Source organism: Ensifer sp. ENS03 (assembly GCF_014852035.1).
GTDB lineage: Bacteria > Pseudomonadota > Alphaproteobacteria > Rhizobiales > Rhizobiaceae > Ensifer > Ensifer adhaerens.
On sequence record NZ_JACVAV010000003.1, the window covers coordinates 107,876 to 127,419 of the forward strand.

Here is a 19,544-nt window from a genome sequence, read left to right on the forward strand (position 1 = left end):
CATGCGTGGTTCGAGACTGGTCCTTGCCGCAGCGGTCGTGGTCGCCGCCCTTGCTGCGGCCTATCATTACAAGAACGGCGGATTCGAGCTGAAGGGCGGCGACGCCGGCGCGGCGGTGGGGCCGCCGCAACAGGCCATGCCCGTGCCGGTCGCCTCGGTCGTCAAGAAAACCATTCCGATCTATCTCGACTATTCGGCCCGCACCGAAGCGATCCGCAACGTGACGCTCCGCGCCAAGATCACGGGCTATATCGAGTCGCAGGCGGTGCCCGACGGTTCGGATGTGAAGGAAGGTGATCTGCTCTATCGGATCGACCCGCGCGATTATCGGGCAGCGCTCGATCAGGCAAAGGCCCAGGTCGAGCGCGACCAGGCGTCGCTCGCCTATCTCCGCTCCAATCTCAACCGCGGCAATGAACTGGCCACGACGGGTTACCTCGACAAGGACAGCTTCGATCAGCGCCAGAGTGCTGTGCACCAGGCCGAAGCGGCACTGGAGATGTCGCGGGCGGCGGTGCGCACCGCCGAGATCAATTTCGACTACACCGAAATCCACGCGCCCTTTGCCGGCCGGCTCGGCCGCGACCAGGCGCCGGAGGGAACGCTTGTCAGCAACACCGCCGGGACACCGCTCAACAACCTCGTGCAGCTTTCGCCGATCTATGTTTCCTTCAACCCGAGCGAAACAGAACTCGCCGACATCCAGAAGGCCCGGGCGAAGGGGAAAGTGCAGGCGGAAGTGCTTTTGCCTGGCGACAAGGAACCGCGCTATCGCGGCGACCTCACCTTCATCAACAACACGGTCGAGGGAAATACCGGAACGGTGGTGGCGCGCGTGACGATCGACAATACTGATCTTTCCCTGCTGCCCGGCCAATATGTCCGCGTCCGGCTGAAGATCCGCGACGAGCCGAACGTGCTGATGGTGCCGGAAACGGCGCTCGGCTCGAGCCAGCTCGGCAAATACATCTATGTCGTCGGCAAGGGTGAAACGGTCGAACAAAGGCTGGTCACTCTTGGCCCGACGAGCGGTGATCTCATCGGCCTGACCTCAGGGGTTTCGGAGGGCGACCAGGTAATCGCGGGAAACCTGCAGAAAATTTTCCCGGGCGCACCGGTCAAACCGATGCCGGCCGAGCAGGCGCAGAAATAGGCCGGTCGCCGGCCCGGCCTACGCCCTTTTCAGGATCGGGAAGACCATGCCGAACGTGATGACGGCAATGGCAACGACCTGAAGCAGCGTCGGAACTTCACCGAGAACGACGACCCCCGCCGCGGTCGTCGTCACCGGGACGCACGGCATGAACAGCGACGCAGGCTGCGGACCCAATTGACGGATGACATAGGTGTAGAGAACGCTCGCGAGCGCTCCGGCGAGAAAGCCTTGGATGACGAATTGCGTGGCAATTTCGGTGAAAGAGGCGGCAGCGAGCCCGCTGGGCGCCAGAATGTGCAGCAAGGGCAACGGCAGACAGGAGAAGAACACCACTGCGATCGTCGCCGTCACGGCGTCGACGGACCATAGCCGCACCAGCACCGCAAAGGTGGCAAACATCAACCCCGAAACGGCGAACAACAGATCACCGCGCAATGTCCCGGCGTCGGCGACGCCCGATTGGAGCACGAACAGCAAAAGGCCGGCAATGACCGTGGCAACGCCAGCAAGGCGCGTGCCGGAGGCCTTGTCCTTGAAGACGAGACGGGAAAACAGGAACGAGAAGAAGACGATTACGGCGGGAGAGAGTGCTGCCGCATGGGCGACCGGTGCCAGCGAAAGTCCCTGGTTGATGATCAGCGGATAGGGCAGCCCCGTCAGCAGCGCCAGCACGGTTGCCTTGCGCCAGCCAAGCTGCATCAACTTCGGCAAGCCGACGCTGAGGAACACCGGCAGGAAGGCCAGGGCGGCGCCAGAGAACCGCAAGGTGACGATGTCGGCGGCGGTCAGATGCTCGCGCAGACTGAACCGGGCGGCCACGAACTGTAAGGTGGTGATTGCGACGACCGCCACCCCTGCCCATATCGCCAGCCGCCGGCTGCGGTCGCCCTCCCCCATCGTAACACTTTGCACGCCCGTCTCTCCACATTGCGGAAGCCTTACCCGGCGGCTTCGACAGAAGCACCGTATTGCGCGAACGGCCGCGTCAAAATACACTGATTTCAATGAATCTAAGCGATTATCACTCTTTCATGGACCAAATAGCGTGAAGAACGAAATTGCAGGCCTCGACACCATCGATCGCACCTTGTTGAGATTGCTGCAGGAAGATGGCCGGCGGACCACACTGGAGCTGGCAGAGCGTGTCGGCCTGTCGCCAACGGGCACGAGCCAGCGCGTGAAGCGCCTCTTCCGCGAGGGTTACGTGAAGGCCGTGCGAGCGATCCTCGATCCGAAGAAGATCGGCCGGGGCACCGTCGTCTTCATCCAGGTGCGCCTCGACCATACCGCCCCGCATATCTTCGAGCGCTTCTCTGACGCGGTTGCAAAGGCGCCGGAAGTTCTGGAATGCCACATGGTGATCGGCGGGTTCGACTATCTGGTGAAGGCGCGCATTGCCGACATGTCGCTGTTCCAGGATTTTCTCGAACGGGTGATTTTGCCCCTGCCCGGCGTCAGGGAGACGCACACCTACGCCTCGGTCGGCGACGTCAAGCCGGACGCGCTGCTACCGATCTGATGCTCAGGCGGGCTCCGGCCACTGCCAGGTTCGCCCCAGCAAAGCGGCGCAACCTCAAATCGGACGTGAAGTAGCAGGCCGCGGCGAGTCATTGGGGTGCCGGGCGTTATTATTCCTCGAGCGACTGGCGACCTAACGCGCGCGGGCCGCCAATCCCTTCGTCACAGGGTGCAATCTTCGCCCGGCAACGCTGCCCTGAAACCCAGGAGCACGCCGAGCGTCGAGCGTTTTTCGACGAGATCCGCAAGCGTGTACTTGTCGAAGACCGCGACGAAGGCGACCGTCGCTTCCGAAAGGACGGACGGCAGGCTGCAGGCCGGCGCGATGCGGCAACCTCGGCAATCGATCAGATCGGACAACTCCTCCGTGTGCCGGAGGAGAGCGCCGAGATTGATTTCGTTCGCAGCCCTTGCGAGCCTGATACCGCCGTTCCGGCCGCGTACAGCCTCCAGAAACCCCGCATTCGCGAGGTCTTGAACCACTTTCATCATATGGTTCTGCGAGACCGAGAAGGTATCGGATATCTCCCGGATGGAGCTGAGCCCAGTGGGCTGGGAGCCCAGATAGATCATCAGGCGCATCGCATAGTCGGTGTATTTCGTGAGCCTCATCGCGGGATCTGCGTCAAAAAGTCCGTTCAAAAAACATGCATTTGATTAGCATCTTTGATCGCAAGCGAATAGATGCATTTCAGATACATCTTTAAGGGTCATTTGCGATGAACGCGCGAACAGTAGCCGGAGCTGAGATCAGGATGATCGTCGAATGCTTCCAGGGCGAAGTCCGCATTAACAGGATTTTGAGCGCGGGATTCGCGGCCGCGAGAGATTGGGACACAGTTCCCGATCACCGGGCCCGGTGAATTGCCGGCTGCATTTCCAGGATCACCAACCTGCCCCCACTGATACGTCCCACCGAAAGGAAAAAATCATGCCGAAACCACTCTCCCCCGAGACTGTCCAGATCGTGAAAGCCAGCGCTCCGGCGCTCGCGGCCCACGGAACGGAAATCACGAAGAGCATGTATGCCCGCCTCTTCCGTGACGATCATATCCGCGCGCTGTTCAACCACGCCAATCAGGGCGAAGGCGGTTCACAGGTCAACGCGCTTGCCGCCGCCATTCTCGCCTATGCGCAGAACATCGATAATCTCGGCGTGCTTGGCCCGGTGGTCGAACGGATCGCCCACAAGCACATCGGCTACCATATCCTTCCGGAGCACTATCCCTTTGTAGCCAAGGCTCTTCTCGCCGCCGTCGAGGATGTGCTCGGAAGTGCTGCGACCCCTGAGCTCCTCAACGCATGGGGCGAGGCCTATTGGTTCCTGGCCGATATTCTCAAGGAGCGCGAAACCGCCATACGCGGCGAACTGATGGAGCGCTCGGGCGGTTGGAACGGCTGGAGAGATTTCGTCATCGTCTCAAAAGTTCGCGAGAGCGACGTCGTCACCTCGTTTATCCTGAAACCCAAGGACGGCGGTCGCGTTGCGCGCCACAGACCCGGCCAATATCTGACGTTCCGCTTCCAACTGGACAATGGCCTGGAGATGAAGCGCAACTACTCGATCTCCAGCGGGCCGAACGACAGCTTCTACCGCATCTCGGTAAAGCGCGAGGCGCAGGGGCAAGGCGGATCCCGATATCTCCACGATCAGGCGACCGTCGGCACGGTCTTGAGCGCGACCCCGCCGGCCGGCGACTTCTTCCTCCCCGAAGCGCCGGAAGCACCTGTCGTACTGCTGTCGGGTGGCGTCGGCCTGACCCCCATGGTCAGTATTCTCGAGACGATCGCCGAGGAACATCCGAACCTCGAGGCGCACTTCGTCCACGGCGCGCTGAACAGCGGCACGCATGCCATGGATCGGCATGTTCGCGAACTCGCCGATGCACATGGCAAGATCACGATCAGCAGCTTCTATAGCGCGCCTGCGAACGGGGATGCCGTGGGGCTGTCGCACGACTTCGATGGCTTCATCACCGCGGAATGGCTTCGCAAGCACACGCCGATCGCCAATGCCGAATTCTATCTCTGTGGCCCCAAACCGTTCCTTCGTGCGCTCGTCCCGGCTCTTGCCAGGGAAGGCGTTTCCAGCGAGCGGGTCCACTACGAGTTCTTCGGCCCAGCCGACGAACTCATTGCAGCCTAAAATGCCTTCGGTCGGCACTTTCACGGACCGTGGAAGAGCTTGATCTCCTCCTTGCCGCGGCGCTGCCTTCGCGCCGCGGCAAGCCGACCTGCGCCGAGGATTGCGGCAGTCCCGCCTGTGCGTAAACGCCATCCGAAAGATCGCCCTTGCTTTCGGACCCGCCATGCTGCATTGCAAAAAGAGCCGACACGGCAGGTCAAGCTTGGTCAGAATGCGGTCGTGGCATGCAGCACAGCAGACTAAACGTCCTGGTCATCGACGAGAATCGCATCCGCGCCGCCATCATCGAGGACGGGCTGCGCGACGCGGGCTATGACCATGTCACCGTCATCGACAATATGCACGGCCTGGCGCGGCGTATCGCGGACCTCAATCCCGACGTCATCGTGATTGATCTCGAAAACCCAAACCGCGACATGCTGGAAAGCATCTTCCAGCTTTCGCGCGCGGTGAAGCGCCCGATCGCGATGTTCGTCGACAAGTCCGACGAGGCCTCCATCGAGGCGGCTGTCGAGGCCGGGGTCTCGGCCTATATCGTCGACGGTCTGAAGCAGGAACGGGTGCGCCCCATCCTGAAGATGGCGATCAGCCGCTTCAACGCATTCTCCCGCCTCAACCGCGAGCTGGAAGAAACCCGCGGCGAGTTGGAAAACCGCAAGGTGATCGACCGCGCCAAGGGCCTCTTGATGCGCTCGCGCGGGCTCTCCGAGGAAGAGGCCTATGCGCTGCTGCGCCGCACGGCGATGAACCAGAACCGCAAGATCGTCGACATCGCCCAAAGCCTCGTCACGGCGGCAAGCCTGCTCGATCCGGGAGGAAAGGAATGACGACGCGCCACGCCATCACCGCCGGTTTCGTGCCGCTCCTCGACAGCGCCTTGCTCGTTGTCGCCCGCGAGATGGGCTTTGCCGAAGAACAGGGGATCGACCTTACCCTGCTGCGCGAACGCTCCTGGGCAAGCATCCGCGACCGGCTTGCGGTTCGCCATGTCGATGTGGCGCATATTCTCGGTCCCATGCCGATCGCCGGCAATCTCGGCCTCAATGTGCCTGCCCCTGAAATGATCGTGCCGATGTCGCTGGGTCTCGGCGGCAATGCGGTGACGGTGTCTCCGGCGCTCTGGCAAAGGATGGCGGAAAACGGCGCGACCACGGATCTCGATGCGCGCGCGAACGGTGCAGCCCTGCGCAAGGCGATCGATGCGCAGGCGGGCGCGCCGCTGCGTTTTGCCGTCGTGCATCCCTATTCCGGGCACAATTACGAACTGCGCTACTGGCTGGCAGCGAGCGACATCGATCCGGACCGTGATATCGAGATCGTCGTGCTGCCGCCGCCCGACATGGGCGATGCGCTCGCCGAAGGCGTGATCGACGGCTATTGCGCCGGCGAGCCCTGGAACACCTTCGGCGTGCTTCGCCGCGGCGCACATCTCGCGACCGTCAAGGCGGCGATCTGGCGGTCGAGCCCCGAGAAAGTGCTTGGCGTCAACGCAAAGTGGGGGGAGGCCAACCCGGAGGCGATGGCCGCCCTGCTCGTGGCGCTTCATCAGGCGTCAATTTGGTGCGCCCGCCCGGATAACCACGAGGCACTCGCGACCCTTCTGGCAAAGCCTGCCTATGTGGGGCGCGACGCCGAACTGCTTCTTCCCGCCCTCAAAGGCACGCTGCCGGTCGGCGGCGGTGAGGTCCGGGTGGTCAGAGATTTCTTCGTTCCGAATGCCAAGGCGGCGACCTTCCCCTGGAAGAGCCATGCCCTCTGGTTCTACACCCAGATGGTGCGCTGGCGGCAAATCGAGCATACGGCAGAGCGCCAGCGTATCGCCGCGGAAACCTACCGGCCGGACATCTACCGCGCCGCATTGAAGCACCTTGGTATCGCCATGCCGTCGGCAAGCGCCAAGGTGGAAGGCGCCTTGACCGTCGAAACCCCAGTCGGCTCATCGGGCGCGCTGACGCTCGGGCCGGATGGCTTCTTCGATGGCGGACGCTTCGATCCCGACGACCTCGATGCCTACATCGCTGCCCAGTCTGCAGGCTGAATGCGCGACGCCTAATTTATGCGCATTGCACAAAAAATGGCTTCGCACTGCACCAAGGAATGTCACCCACCGGGATGACGCCAGGCCGACGATTTCACTTTTTCTTTTAGATCAATAGCTTGCCAAAACTGGCACGCTGATTGCTTTTATATTCTCAGGCCCTCGGGCCAAGAGATCGGTGTCCAACGACGGGCGCCCTACCAGCAAAGCCGCTGATCAGGACTGCGCACACGGAGCGAACCGTGTCGGGCATACCTGGCCAGCGGCTTTTTGTTTTTCACCCCCAAGATGGAGCGGCACGACCTTGTCGGGCCTCGGAGAAGCCATGTCTGAGAACAAGCAGCCATTATCCGCCAGCGAACCCGCCACGGCTTTGTGGATGTCCACTTTTGCCTTCACGATCTGTTTCGCCGTCTGGACGATCTTCGCCATCATCGGCATCCGCATCAAGCAGGACCTCGCGCTCACCGAAGCGCAGTTCGGCCTGCTGGTTGGCACGCCCATCCTCACCGGTTCACTGGTGCGCATCCTGCTCGGCGTCTGGACCGGGCGCTACGGCGGGCGCCTCGTCTATACGCTGACGATGCTGGCCGCAGCCCTTGCGACTTTTCTGCTCACCTACGCCACCACCTATCCGCAGATGCTGCTCGCCGGCCTCGGCATCGGTCTTGCCGGCGGCTCTTTCGCGGTCGGCGTCGCCTATGTCTCGCCCTTCTTTCCGCCGGAAAAGCAGGGCACGGCGCTTGGCATCTTCGGCGCCGGCAATGTCGGCGCGGCGGTGACGAAATTCCTGGCGCCCTTCGTCCTCATTGCCTGGGGCTGGCAGACGGTTGCCGAGATCTGGGCGGCCGCACTCGTCGTCACGGCACTCGTCTTCTGGTTCACGACAAGCGACGATCCGGCCTTCCGCAGCCGCCGCGAGCGCCAGCTGCCAAAGCGCAGCCTGCTCCAGGAGTTCGCACCGCTGAAGAACGCCCAGGTCTGGCGTTTCTCGCTCTACTATTTCTTCGCCTTCGGCGGTTTCGTCGCCCTCTCGCTCTGGCTGCCGCGTTATCTCGTCGGCGTCTACGGCTTCGATATCGCCGTGGCGGGCATGGTCGCAGCCGCCTACTCCATCCCCGGCAGCGTCTTCCGTGCCTTCGGCGGCGTGCTTTCCGACCGCAAGGGCGCGCGTAGCGTCATGTACTGGATGCTCGGCATCTCGGCGGTGGCAACACTGATCCTGTCGCTGCCGGCCGCCGGCGAGGGCCACGGCTTCGGCATTACGCCTGCCGTCTTCATCGTCACGGTCTTCGTGCTCGGCTTCGTCATGAGCCTTGGCAAGGCCGCCGTCTACAAGCACATCCCGGCCTATTACCCGGAAAACGTCGGGGCGGTCGGCGGCATCGTCGGCATGGTCGGCGGGCTCGGGGGCTTCGTGCTGCCGATCGCCTTCGGCCTGCTCAAGGACGCGACCGGCCTGTGGTCGAGCTGCTTCCTGCTTCTCTTTGCCGTCGTCGTCGCATCGCTCCTGTGGATGCATCTTTCGATCCGCCAGATGGAACGCCGCGCGCTCACCCTGCCGACGGCTGCTGCCGCGTAAACAGACAAGGACAGACCATGACCGAGAAACTCGTCATCATCGGCAATGGCATGGCGCCGGGGCGCATGCTGGAGCACCTGCTGGAAAAGGCGCCCGGGCACTACGACGTGACCATTTTCAACGCCGAACCACGCGTCAACTACGACCGCATCATGCTGTCGCCGGTGCTGTCGGGCGAAAAGGATTACGAAGAGATCATCATCCACGGCGACGGCTGGTACATCAAACACGGCATCACGCTTTACAAGGGTCATCGCATCGTCGCGATCGACCGCGATGCCCAAACCGTGACCTCCGACCATGGCGTGACCGAAAGCTATGACAAGCTGGTGATCGCGACCGGTTCGGTGCCCTTCATCCTGCCGGTGCCCGGCAAGGACCTGCCCGGTGTCATCACCTATCGCGATCTCGATGACGTGCAGGCCATGCTGCTCGCCGCCCAGTCGCGCGAAAAAGCCGTCGTCATCGGCGGCGGCCTGCTCGGCCTTGAAGCGGCCGCCGGCCTTGCCGGTCGCGGCATGGACGTCACCGTTCTTCACGTGATGCCGACGCTGATGGACCGCCAGCTCGACCCGGCCGCCGGCTATCTCCTTGAGAAGGAGCTGGAAGGCCGCGGCATCAAGATCATCTGCAAGGCCAACACCAAGGCGATCGTCGGCAACGGCAGGGTCGAAGGCATCGAGCTCGACGACGGCCGCATCATTCCGGCGACGCTCGTCGTCATGGCCGTCGGCATTCGGCCGAGTGTCGGCCTTGCGAAGGAGGCCGGCCTTGCGATCAACCGCGGCATCGTCGTCGACCAGGGCATGCAGACCTCGGATGGCCGCATCTGGGCGCTCGGCGAATGTGCGGAAGTGGGCGGCATGGTCTATGGCCTCGTCGCGCCGCTTTACGAGATGGCCCGTGTCGCCGCCTCGCATCTGGCTGGCGACCGCTCCGCCGCCTTTGTCCATTCCGACACGCCGACCAAGCTCAAGGTCACCGGCATCGAACTTTTCTCGCTCGGCGACTTTGCCGATGGCGACGACCGCGAGGAGATCGTTCTGCGCGACGCCACGGCCGGCGTCTACAAGCGGCTGGTGCTGAAGGGCAACCGCATCATCGGCACCGTGCTCTATGGCGAAACATCCGACGGCGCCTGGTTCAACGATCTGAAGAAGAAGGAGACCGACGTCTCCGAGATGCGCCAGACCCTGATCTTCGGCCAGGCCTTCCAGGGAGGCGCTCCGCTGGACCCTATGGCGGCCGTTGCAGCCTTGCCGGATGATGCGGAAATCTGCGGCTGCAACGGCGTTTGCAAGGGTAAGATCGTTTCCACGATTGCCGACAAGGGCCTGACGTCGCTCGACGAGGTGCGCGCCCATACCAAGGCATCGGCCTCCTGCGGCTCCTGTACCGGCCTTGTCGAACAGTTGATGACGCTGACGCTCGGCGAGAGCTATAGTCCTGCCGCCGTCCAGCCAATGTGCGGCTGCACCGATCTCGGCCACGACGACGTGCGTCGCCTGATCAAGGCCAAGGGCCTGAAGACCATTCCCGCGGTCATGCAAGAGCTGGAATGGAAGACCTCCTGCGGCTGCGCCAAGTGCCGCCCGGCGCTCAACTACTACCTCGTCTGCGATTTCCCGGACGAATATGCCGACGACTACCAGTCGCGCTTCATCAACGAGCGCGTTCACGCCAACATCCAGAAGGACGGCACCTATTCCGTCGTGCCGCGCATGTGGGGTGGGGTCACCAATTCCGGCGAGCTGCGGGCCATCGCCGACGTGGTCGACAAGTTCGAAATTCCGCTGGTGAAGGTGACCGGCGGCCAGCGCATCGACCTGCTCGGCATCGAAAAGGAAGACCTACCTGCCGTCTGGGCCGATCTCGGCAAGGCCGGTTTCATCTCGGGCCAGGCCTATGCCAAGGGTCTGCGCACGGTGAAGACCTGCGTCGGCTCGGACTGGTGCCGCTTCGGCACGCAGGATTCCACCGGGCTTGGCATCCGGATCGAAAAGTTCATGTGGGGTTCCTGGACGCCCGCCAAGCTGAAGATGGCGGTTTCCGGCTGTCCGCGCAATTGCGCGGAGGCCACCTGCAAGGACATCGGCGTCATCTGCGTCGACTCGGGCTTCGAGATCCATTTCGCCGGTGCTGCCGGGCTCGACATCAAGGGCACCGAGGTACTTGGCCTGGTGAAAAGCGAGGACGAGGCGCTGGAACACATCGTGGCGCTGACGCAGATGTACCGCGAGCAGGCCCGCTATCTCGAGCGCATCTACAAGTGGGCGAAACGCGTCGGGCTGGACGAGATCCGCCGCCAGATCATGGACGATACGGACAAGCGCAAGGCCTACTACGACCGCTTCGTCTTCAGCCAGAAATTCGCCCAGGTCGACCCCTGGTCAGAGCGCGTCTCCGGCAAGGACAAACACGAGTTCCGGCCGATGGCGACGGTCGGCTTCCCCCAAGCTGCGGAGTGAGATGATGAACATGACCTGGCACCCGATCGGCGACATCTCGGACATTCCGCTGCGAGGCGCGCGCTGCGTGAAGACGCCTCAGGGCAAGATCGCCGTCTTCCGCACAGCCGAAAACGAAGTCTTCGCCATCGAGGACCATTGCCCGCACAAGGGCGGGCCGCTGTCACAAGGCATCGTCCACGCGAAGGCGGTCACCTGCCCCTTGCACAATTGGGCGATCTCGCTCGAAACCGGCAAGGCGCTCGGGGCCGACGAAGGCGCGGTGCGCACCATTCCGGTGCGTATTGACGGCGGCGCGCTGTTCATTGCGCTCGAAAGCCTGCTGATTGCGGCGGAATGACCATGGAAAAGGAGGTCAAGACCACCTGTCCCTATTGCGGCGTCGGCTGCGGGGTCATCGCGACGGTCGATGACAACGGCGCCGTCGCCGTGCGCGGCGATGCCGACCATCCCGCCAATTTCGGCAGGCTGTGCTCCAAGGGGTCCGCACTCGCCGAGACCCTCGACCTCGACGGTCGGCTGCTGCATCCGGAGATCGACGGATGCCAGGCTGGCTGGGACGAAGCGCTCGACCTCGTCGCCGCACGCTTTGCGGAAACGATTGCCGAACACGGCCCGGATTCGGTCGCCTTCTACGTCTCCGGCCAGCTGCTCACCGAAGACTACTACGTCGCCAACAAGCTGATGAAGGGTTTTGTCGGTTCCGCCAACATCGATACCAATTCACGTCTCTGCATGTCCTCGTCAGTTGCCGGTCATCGCCGTGCCTTCGGTTCGGATACGGTACCCGGGACCTATGAGGATCTGGAGCTGGCCGATCTGGTCGTACTCACCGGATCGAACCTTGCCTGGTGCCACCCCGTCCTCTACCAGCGCCTTGCCGCCGCCAAGGCGAAACGGCCGGGCCTCAAAATCGTTCTCATCGATCCGCGCCGCACCATGACGGCCGATATTGCAGACCTGCATCTCGCGATCCGGCCCGACGCCGATGTGGCGCTCTTCGTCGGGCTGTTCTCACATCTGGTTTCCAGCAATGCCGTCGACCAGAACTATGTCGCGGCGCATACGGCCGGCTTCGGTGATACCTTGCTCGCAGCAGGCGGTGTTTCGTTCGACGACGTGCTCGAGCGGACCGGCCTTCCGGCGATGCAGTTGCGCGAATTCTACCGGCTGTTTTCGACAACCGAGAAGGTCGTGACCTGCTACAGCCAAGGCGTCAACCAGTCGTCTTCGGGCACCGACAAGGTCAACGCGATCCTCAACTGTCACCTTGCGACCGGCCGCATCGGCCGGCCGGGCATGGGGCCGTTCTCGCTGACGGGGCAGCCGAATGCGATGGGCGGCCGCGAGGTCGGCGGGCTTGCGAACATGCTCGCCGCACACATGGCGATCGAAGATGCCGGTGATCGCGATCGCGTCCAGCGCTTCTGGCGTTCGCCAAAGATTGCCGAAAAGCCGGGGCTCAAGGCCGTCGATCTCTTCCGGGCGGTGGCAGACGGTCGCGTCAAGGCGCTCTGGATCATGGCAACGAACCCCGTCGTCTCGATGCCGGATGCCGACGCCGTCGAGGCCGCGATCAGGGCCTGTCCCTTCGTCGTGGTTTCCGACATCCTGAAAGAAACTGATACCGCCCGCCACGCGCATGTGCTGCTGCCGTCGCTCGGTTGGGGGGAAAAGAGCGGCACGGTCACCAATTCCGAACGCCGCATCTCGCGCCAGCGGGCGTTCCTCGCCGCACCGGGAGAAGCCCGGGCGGACTGGTGGCAACTGGCCGAGGTCGGTCGCCGCCTGGGCCATACCGATGCTTTCGCCTACGAAGCGCCCGCTGCGATCTTCCGCGAACATGCCGCGCTCTCGGCCTTCGAAAATGCCGGCAGCCGCGATTTCGACATTGGCGCCTATGCCGATCTTGCGCTTGAGGAATACGACGGGCTGACGCCCTTCCAGTGGCCCCAACGGGAAGGCCAGAAGCGCGCCGAAAGCCGTTTCTTTGCGGCGGGCAACTTCTATCACGCTGACGGCAGAGGCCGGTTCGTGGCCGTTCGCCCGGCAGAGACCGACCGCACCAATGCCGATTACCCGTTCACGCTCAACACCGGCCGCATTCGCGACCAGTGGCACACGATGACCCGCACAGGCAAAAGCGCGCGCCTCTCGGCCCATATCGCCGAACCGTTTGCGGAACTGCACCCGCGTGATGCGATGGAGATCGGCGTCGGCAACGCCGACCTTATCGAGATTGAAAGCCCTGAGGGCAAGGCGTTCGTGCGTGCGCTCATCACCGAGCGCCAGGCGCGCGGCAGCATCTTCGCGCCGATGCACTGGAACGACCAGTTTGCGGCGAAGGCACGCATCGATGTCCTCGTGCCGCCGATCACCGATCGTCTTTCCGGCCAGCCGGCATCGAAGAACATTGCGGTCGCCGCGCGAAAGTTCAAGGCGACGCACTACGCCTTCGCTGTCTCGCTGGCAAAGCCGGTCGATCCGGATGCTGCCTATTGGGCGCTGGCGAAGGCGGCTGGCGGCTGGCGATTGGAACTGGCTTTTGCCGAGCCGGTGGACGACTGGGCCTGCTGGTGCCGCCGCGTTCTTGCGATCCCGCAAGGGGTAGAGCCGCTCGGCTATGCGGATGCACAGACAGGCGACATCAGGCTCGCCTTCTTCGATGGTCCGCAGCTTCTCGCGGCCTTCTTCCTCGCGCGTGAACCGGTCGCCGTCGCGCGCAACTGGGCGATCGCACAACTCGGCGCTGACCACGCCAATCTGCGCAAGCGCTTCGCGCTCGTCGCGGGCCGTCCGGGGGCGGACAAGCCGGATCCCGGCGCCACCGTCTGCTCCTGCTTCGGTGTTGGCGTCAACCAGATCGTCGCGGCCGTACGCGGCGGTTGCCACAGCGTCGAGGCCGTCGGCGTGGCGCTCAATGCCGGAACCAATTGCGGCTCGTGCCGCGCCGAAATCAGGGGGATCATCGATGGATGTCTTGCAGCAGCCGCAGAGTGACGGACCCGCCCGCATGGAGGCGCTCGCCAAGCTGCCCGTCTTCTGGGCGCTGGAGGGCCGGCGCGTCGTGGTGGCCGGTGCAACGGACGGAGCGATGTGGAAGGTCGAGCTTCTGGCCGCCTGCGGCGCCCGCGTCGACCTTTACGCTGAAGGGAACGACGAGGCGCTCGCGGCATTTGCCGGCCGTACCCCGCAACACCCCACCGCCAGCGTCACGCTAAACCGCCGGCACTGGGCGCCCGCCGATCTTGACGGTGCCGCGCTCGCCGTCGGCGATTGCGAGGACCAGGCGGAGGCGCGGGCATTCTTCGCCGCCGCCCGCGCGGCGGGCGTTCCGGTCAACGTCATCGACCAGCCGGACTTCTGCGAGTTCCAGTTCGGCTCGATCGTCAACCGCTCGCCCGTCATCGTTGCAATCTCGACCGATGGCGCCGCCCCGATCCTCGCCCAGACGATCCGCCGCAAGATCGAGACGCTGCTGCCGAAAAGCCTGAAGGCCTGGGCAGCGCTGGCCCAGTCTCTTCGTGGAGCGGTGAACCGCCGGATCGAACCCGGTCCCCGGCGCCGCCTCTTCTGGGAACGTTTTGCCGATCGCGTCTTTTCGACCATGGATACGCCGGAGGAGGGCGTAGGCGGGGTGCTTTTTGCTGATGCCGAAAGGCTCGCGGGAGCCCCCGCCATCGGTCACGTGACTTTGGTCGGCGCGGGACCGGGCGATGCCGAACTCCTGACGCTGAAGGCCGTGCGCGCGCTGCAAGCGGCCGATGTCATCCTTTTCGACGACCTCGTTTCTTCAGACGTGCTCGAACTCGCCCGGCGGGAGGCAAAGCGCATGCTCGTCGGAAAGCGCGGCGGCCGCGAAAGCTGCCGGCAGGAAGACATCAACGCCATGATGGTCAAGCTCGCCAAGGCTGGGAAACGCGTGGTGCGGCTGAAATCCGGCGACCCCATGGTTTTCGGCCGGGCCGGCGAGGAAATCGCCCATCTCGACCGCGAGAACATTTCCGTCGACGTTATCCCCGGCATCACTGCCGCAAGCGCCATGGCCTCCCGTCTCGGTCTGTCGCTGACCCATCGCGACTATGCCCAGTCGCTTCGGCTGGTGACCGGTCATTCCCGCCACGGCGGCCTGCCCGATGATGTCGACTGGGGAGGCATTGCCGATCCGCGCAGCACGGCGGTCTTTTACATGGGTGGCCGAACGGCGGGGCTGATTGCCGAAAAGCTTATCGGCGAAGGCCGTTCACCTGAAACACCGGCCGTGATCATGAGCGATGTCAGCCGTCCGACGGAACGCAGCTGGCGCGGCGCGCTCGCGACAATCCCCTTGGGCATAGCGGAGATCGGCTACGACAACCCGGTCCTCATCGCTGTCGGCGACGTGTTTTCGGCCCGAGACAAGCAGGCCGGATCGATCGAGTGCACTCTCGCAGGAGCATGCTGATGGGCATCTCCCTGGTGTTCATCGTTCTCGCCATCGGCCTCAGCTGGCCGCGTTTCAGGCTCATCTTCCTGGCTCAATCGAACGCTGCGCTGGCCGCAGCGCCCCTCACCATGGTTGCGAGTGCCGTGAACCTCTGCGCCATCGGCCTCGCTGTTGCAGAACACGGTCTGCTTTTCGGCGGATTGCTCATCGCCGGCGGTATGTTCTTCGCGAAAATAATGCAAGCCGTGCCTTCAACGCCGGGCATCTTGGCTTCAGCCCTGTGCCTTGCCGCCTACATCGAAATGACGATGACGGTCGTGGCGTGACGAGCTCAATGCTGCCCCTGAACAGACACCAGCGTCTGCTGACGCGCCAAGGGATATTCGAAGGCGTCGCCTCGTATCGACGTCCCGAATATCCCAAGGTCGCCACCGTAGGCTGGTTCTAAGCGCGCAGGCAGATCACGGCCATCTCCCAATTGAGGAATGAATGCCTGTACCGAACAAGTAAAGCCGCTGCCCCGCGGCCGACATCAGTCGACTGCCGTTTCCGATCCATCGCCGCTTTCGTCGAGTACGACCGTCTCGCCGAGCGGGGTCGCTGCAATTGACCTGATCTCTTGGGCGAGCGACGCCAGCTTGCGCGCAATCTCCTGCAATTCGGCGGTCGAGCCGGTGGCCTCGCAGGTATTTTCAACGCTCCGTTCGTCCATGTGCTCTTCCTCTTTCGAGTGGACGCAGGAGCGGAGCATATTTCTAATCTACTATATAAGGCCACAAGCCGTCGCGCGTTCTTCGTGCGGCGCACAGCCATAGGTATAGGCCGATCGATAAGCCGGCGATCACCCGCGACAGATCTCGATCCACGGCCGATTGGCCTTACCTGCAGCAATCAAGCCCATCGGCGATCTCGCAGGTCATCAAAACCTTGGAAGAGTGACATTCCGACGTTGCAGGAGGGAAAACTCGGCGACGTCAGGGTTTTCATCTGGATGCTAAATTGCTAGTTCTTTCTTTGTTCCTGCCCGTCTCTTGGATGCAAATCGATGCGGGCAGTGACTGAGTGCGACGAAAACGAACGGGAACGCATGAGCGCCGCCTATCTCGAAAAACTCAATGACCGCCAGCGTGAGGCGGTCGAGCACGGTATCGGCTTGCCGGAAGGACAGGTCGGCGGCCCGCTTCTCATCATCGCCGGTGCCGGCTCCGGCAAGACGAATACCCTCGCCCACCGCGTCGCGCATCTCATCGTCAACGGTGCCGATCCGCGCCGCATTCTGCTGATGACCTTTTCTCGACGCGCAGCAGCCGAGATGACCCGCCGGGTCGCGCGCATCTGCCGCCAGGTCCTTGGCGACAACGCTGCAGTCATGACGGACGCGCTCTCCTGGGCCGGCACCTTCCATGGCATCGGCGCCCGGATCCTGCGCATCTACGCCGAACAAATCGGTCTCGGCCCGGATTTTACGATCCACGACCGGGAGGACAGCGCCGATTTGATGAACCTCGTGCGCCACGAGCTCGGCTTCTCGAAGACGGAAAGCCGCTTCCCGACAAAGGGAACGTGCCTTTCGATCTATTCGCGCGTCGTGAACTCCGAAAGCTCGATTGGCGACGTATTGAAGTCGGCCTATCCCTGGGTCACCGGCTGGGACGAACAGCTCAAGGCGCTGTTTGCGGCCTACGTCGATGCCAAACAGGCGCAGAACGTGCTCGATTATGACGATCTCCTGCTCTACTGGGCGCAGATGGTTTCCGATCCGGAGCTTGCCGAAGATATCGGCGGACGCTTCGATCATGTTCTTGTCGACGAGTATCAGGACACCAACAGGCTGCAGGCGTCGATCCTGATGTCGCTCAGACCCGGCGGCCACGGATTGACGGTCGTTGGCGACGACGCCCAGTCGATCTATTCCTTCAGGGCTGCGACGGTTCGCAATATTCTCGATTTCCCGAACGCCTTTTCGCCCGAGCCTGCCGACGTCATCACCCTCGACCGGAACTACCGCTCGACGCAGCCGATCCTCGCCGCTGCGAACGGCGTGATCGGCCTGGCGCGGGAGCGATTTACCAAGAACCTCTGGACGGACAGGCAATCGGAGCAGCGCCCGTTGCTCGTCGCCGTCAAGGACGAAGCGGATCAGGCCGCCTACATCGTGGAGCAGGTTCTCGCTGGCCGCGAGATCGGTATCGCCTTGAAGCAGCAGGCGGTGCTTTTTCGCTCGTCCAATCACAGCGGAACGCTCGAAGTCGAACTCACCCGCCGCAACATTCCGTTCGTGAAATTCGGTGGCCTGAAGTTTCTCGACAGCGCCCATGTGAAGGACCTGCTCGCAGTCCTGCGTTTCGCGCAGAACCCGCGTGACCGCGTCGCAGGTTTCCGGTTGCTGCAGATGCTGCCCGGTATTGGCCCACAGACCGCTGGAAAGATCCTCGATGCGATCGCCGCCGATCCGGAACCGCTCGCGGCTCTTGCTGAGATCCCGCCTCCCGCCAAGACCGGCGAGAACTGGACCGGCTTCGTCGACCTGGTGTCCGGTCTGCGACGGGCCGAGCCTGGATGGCCGCAGGAGATTGGCGCTGCGCGCGCCTGGTATGAGCCCCATCTTGACCGGATCCATGAAGACGCCGACACGCGTAAGGCCGACCTGCTGCAGCTCGAGCAGATTGCCGGCGGCTACCAGAACCGCGAACGTTTCCTGACCGAGCTGACCCTTGACCCGCCCGATGCCACGAGCGACCAGGCGGGCGTGCCGCTGCTCGACGAGGACTATCTGATCCTGTCGACCATCCATTCGGCGAAGGGCCAGGAATGGCGCTCGGTCTTCGTGCTCAACGTCGTCGACGGCTGCATTCCGTCCGATCTCGGCGTGGGCACAACTGCCGAACTCGAAGAGGAGCGGCGGCTGCTCTATGTCGGCATGACACGGGCACGCGATCATCTCTCCCTGGTGACGCCGCAGCGCTTCTTCACCCACGGCCAGAACGCCCAGGGCGACCGGCATGTCTACGCCTCGCGAACCCGCTTCATCCCGGCGACATTGCTTCAGTTTTTCGAGACGACGAGCTGGCCGAAGATCTCGGCAAGCGCCAGCGAGCGTAGCGCCAAGCAGATCCGCATCGACGTCGGCGCCCGCATGCGCTCCATGTGGAAGTGAGCGAAGGCGGTGGCGAGCTCGCGAATTGTGCGCTCGTGTCTGCAGACAGACCAAGCGAGGAGCGCGTGCCGCTCGCCAACCGCCGGTCTGTAGCGTTGTTAGCCTGGCAAGCTCGGCGGCGCGATAAACTGATAGTACGACCACACCGCAACCAAGGCGGCTATCAGTGCCAGCCAAATCAACGCCTTCCGCGGCACAGGGCTGGCCGGCTTCGCCTCCTTTTTCGGCTTTGGTCGTTCAAATTTGATGATGTTGTTGTCGTCCATTCGCTCCCATCCCGAGTAAACTCATACATGTCCCGGCGCGTTCAGCCAGCGCACCGCAATGACATGTGCCGCCTAACGTCCTGATTTGGCATCAATAAGATGTGAAAGCAGGTTCGCGCCAATCCCAAGCAACATGGCATTCCAACGCCGTCGTCAAGCCTTCAGGCCCAGTCGTGGCAGGCAAGGGACGTCTGCATCAAGCCGCGCCGTCGCGGCCGAGCCAGGGATCGGGGCCTGGATCGCGGCCCGACGCAACCTGGCCCAGCCGCTCCAGATAATGTGCCCAGCCTTCCGCATGGCCGGCGCATTGTTCGGCGCTGGGCAGACCCGTTTGCGTAAGGCGCAGCAATGTTCCGGGCGGCTGCTCGATCAGGCTCGAGCCGGGCGGGACAATGTCGCTGCCTTCCCAGCCGAAGCTATAGGCGAGCCGATGCACCGGCACGACCTCGCGGAAAGACCCGCGGGCAAAACGGGCCCCGGTCACGTTGACGAGATAGAGACCGCCGGGCTCCGCCTTGGTGTCGGCCTCCGTTCCCATCCAGCGCAGGATCTTTTCCGGGTCGGTCAAAAGAGCGAACACTGCGGCGGGTGGCGCCGGAATATGCGCTTCGCGGCGGACGACGAGGGCTTCTGGCATCGGTCTTCCCTTTGCTGATTGGCCTGCCTGCGGCTTGAGAGTCCTTCTGCGGGCTGCCGCAATCATAGACCGCCGGGGCGGACGGCGCCACCGTCCGCCCCTGACTTGCGCGCAGCGCGGCGGCGGGAAAGGGCTTGTCCATAGGGCGCT

General features: G+C 63.3%; 17 protein-coding genes. 12 read left to right on the plus strand and 5 right to left on the minus strand.

Annotated features, from left to right (window positions below; genetic code table 11):
- Position 1: 1 nt before the first annotated feature.
- A complete protein-coding gene (locus IB263_RS13350; protein WP_060606087.1) occupies positions 2-1,153 on the plus strand; it encodes an efflux RND transporter periplasmic adaptor subunit in 1,152 nt (383 codons plus the stop codon).
- A gap of 18 nt (positions 1,154-1,171) precedes the next feature.
- Here the strand turns inward: IB263_RS13350 and IB263_RS13355 are convergent, their stop codons facing one another.
- Positions 1,172-2,068 carry a DMT family transporter gene (locus IB263_RS13355; RefSeq protein WP_226020735.1) on the minus strand — a complete coding sequence of 299 codons (897 nt, stop codon included), beginning with the start codon at positions 2,066-2,068 and terminating at the stop codon, positions 1,172-1,174.
- Positions 2,069-2,201: 133 nt separating this feature from the next.
- Here IB263_RS13355 and IB263_RS13360 point away from each other — a divergent pair, with 133 nt between their 5' ends.
- Positions 2,202-2,675 (plus strand): Lrp/AsnC family transcriptional regulator, encoded by a 474-nt coding sequence (locus tag IB263_RS13360; protein ID WP_034789774.1) that lies wholly within the window; start codon positions 2,202-2,204, stop codon positions 2,673-2,675.
- Positions 2,676-2,836: 161 nt separating this feature from the next.
- Here IB263_RS13360 and IB263_RS13365 read toward each other — a convergent pair whose 3' ends face one another.
- Positions 2,837-3,286, minus strand: coding sequence for an Rrf2 family transcriptional regulator (locus IB263_RS13365; protein WP_060606090.1), 450 nt, complete (start codon positions 3,284-3,286; stop codon positions 2,837-2,839).
- A 319-nt stretch (positions 3,287-3,605) separates the two neighbouring features.
- On the opposite strand from IB263_RS13365, the gene hmpA reads away from it, so the two are divergent.
- The 9 genes from hmpA (at position 3,606) to IB263_RS13410 (ending at position 15,660) form a co-directional block, all read left to right on the plus strand.
- Positions 3,606-4,820, plus strand: coding sequence for an NO-inducible flavohemoprotein (gene hmpA, locus IB263_RS13370; protein WP_034789777.1), 1,215 nt, complete (start codon positions 3,606-3,608; stop codon positions 4,818-4,820).
- Between the two features lie 224 nt (positions 4,821-5,044).
- Positions 5,045-5,647 carry an ANTAR domain-containing response regulator gene (locus tag IB263_RS13375; RefSeq protein WP_034789780.1) on the plus strand — a complete coding sequence of 201 codons (603 nt, stop codon included), beginning with the start codon at positions 5,045-5,047 and terminating at the stop codon, positions 5,645-5,647.
- Positions 5,644-6,858: a CmpA/NrtA family ABC transporter substrate-binding protein gene (locus IB263_RS13380; protein WP_060606096.1), complete on the plus strand. Its 1,215-nt coding sequence runs from the start codon at positions 5,644-5,646 to the stop codon at positions 6,856-6,858. The genes IB263_RS13375 and IB263_RS13380 overlap by 4 nt, the downstream gene beginning before the upstream one ends.
- A gap of 325 nt (positions 6,859-7,183) precedes the next feature.
- A complete protein-coding gene (locus IB263_RS13385; RefSeq protein WP_034789792.1) occupies positions 7,184-8,440 on the plus strand; it encodes a nitrate/nitrite transporter in 1,257 nt (418 codons plus the stop codon).
- Between the two features lie 17 nt (positions 8,441-8,457).
- Complete coding sequence (gene nirB, locus IB263_RS13390; RefSeq protein WP_060585597.1) at positions 8,458-10,908, plus strand: nitrite reductase large subunit NirB; 2,451 nt, start codon at positions 8,458-8,460, stop codon at positions 10,906-10,908.
- 4 nt (positions 10,909-10,912) lie between these two features.
- On the plus strand, positions 10,913-11,248 hold the full coding sequence (gene nirD / locus IB263_RS13395) for a nitrite reductase (NAD(P)H) small subunit (RefSeq protein ID WP_370689609.1): 336 nt from the start codon (positions 10,913-10,915) through the stop codon (positions 11,246-11,248).
- Between the two features lie 2 nt (positions 11,249-11,250).
- Positions 11,251-13,908 carry a nitrate reductase gene (locus tag IB263_RS13400; RefSeq protein WP_060606104.1) on the plus strand — a complete coding sequence of 886 codons (2,658 nt, stop codon included), beginning with the start codon at positions 11,251-11,253 and terminating at the stop codon, positions 13,906-13,908.
- Positions 13,880-15,352 carry a siroheme synthase CysG gene (cysG, locus tag IB263_RS13405; RefSeq protein WP_060606107.1) on the plus strand — a complete coding sequence of 491 codons (1,473 nt, stop codon included), beginning with the start codon at positions 13,880-13,882 and terminating at the stop codon, positions 15,350-15,352. The genes IB263_RS13400 and cysG overlap by 29 nt, the downstream gene beginning before the upstream one ends.
- Positions 15,346-15,660 carry a hypothetical protein gene (locus IB263_RS13410; protein ID WP_034789799.1) on the plus strand — a complete coding sequence of 105 codons (315 nt, stop codon included), beginning with the start codon at positions 15,346-15,348 and terminating at the stop codon, positions 15,658-15,660. The genes cysG and IB263_RS13410 overlap by 7 nt, the downstream gene beginning before the upstream one ends.
- A gap of 206 nt (positions 15,661-15,866) precedes the next feature.
- Here IB263_RS13410 and IB263_RS13415 read toward each other — a convergent pair whose 3' ends face one another.
- On the minus strand, positions 15,867-16,046 hold the full coding sequence (locus IB263_RS13415; protein ID WP_034789801.1) for a hypothetical protein: 180 nt from the start codon (positions 16,044-16,046) through the stop codon (positions 15,867-15,869).
- A 375-nt stretch (positions 16,047-16,421) separates the two neighbouring features.
- Between IB263_RS13415 and IB263_RS13420 the strand changes: the two genes are divergently transcribed.
- On the plus strand, positions 16,422-18,491 hold the full coding sequence (locus IB263_RS13420; protein ID WP_060606110.1) for an ATP-dependent helicase: 2,070 nt from the start codon (positions 16,422-16,424) through the stop codon (positions 18,489-18,491).
- Between the two features lie 98 nt (positions 18,492-18,589).
- On the opposite strand, the gene IB263_RS13425 is transcribed toward IB263_RS13420, so the two are convergent.
- Together IB263_RS13425 and IB263_RS13430 are read right to left on the minus strand one after the other, a co-directional pair.
- On the minus strand, positions 18,590-18,757 hold the full coding sequence (locus tag IB263_RS13425; protein ID WP_089042981.1) for a hypothetical protein: 168 nt from the start codon (positions 18,755-18,757) through the stop codon (positions 18,590-18,592).
- A 196-nt stretch (positions 18,758-18,953) separates the two neighbouring features.
- The gene (locus tag IB263_RS13430) at positions 18,954-19,394 is read right to left on the minus strand and encodes an SRPBCC domain-containing protein (protein ID WP_192438597.1); all 441 of its coding nucleotides are present in this window, start codon (positions 19,392-19,394) and stop codon (positions 18,954-18,956) included.
- Between the last annotated feature and the right edge of the window lie 150 nt (positions 19,395-19,544).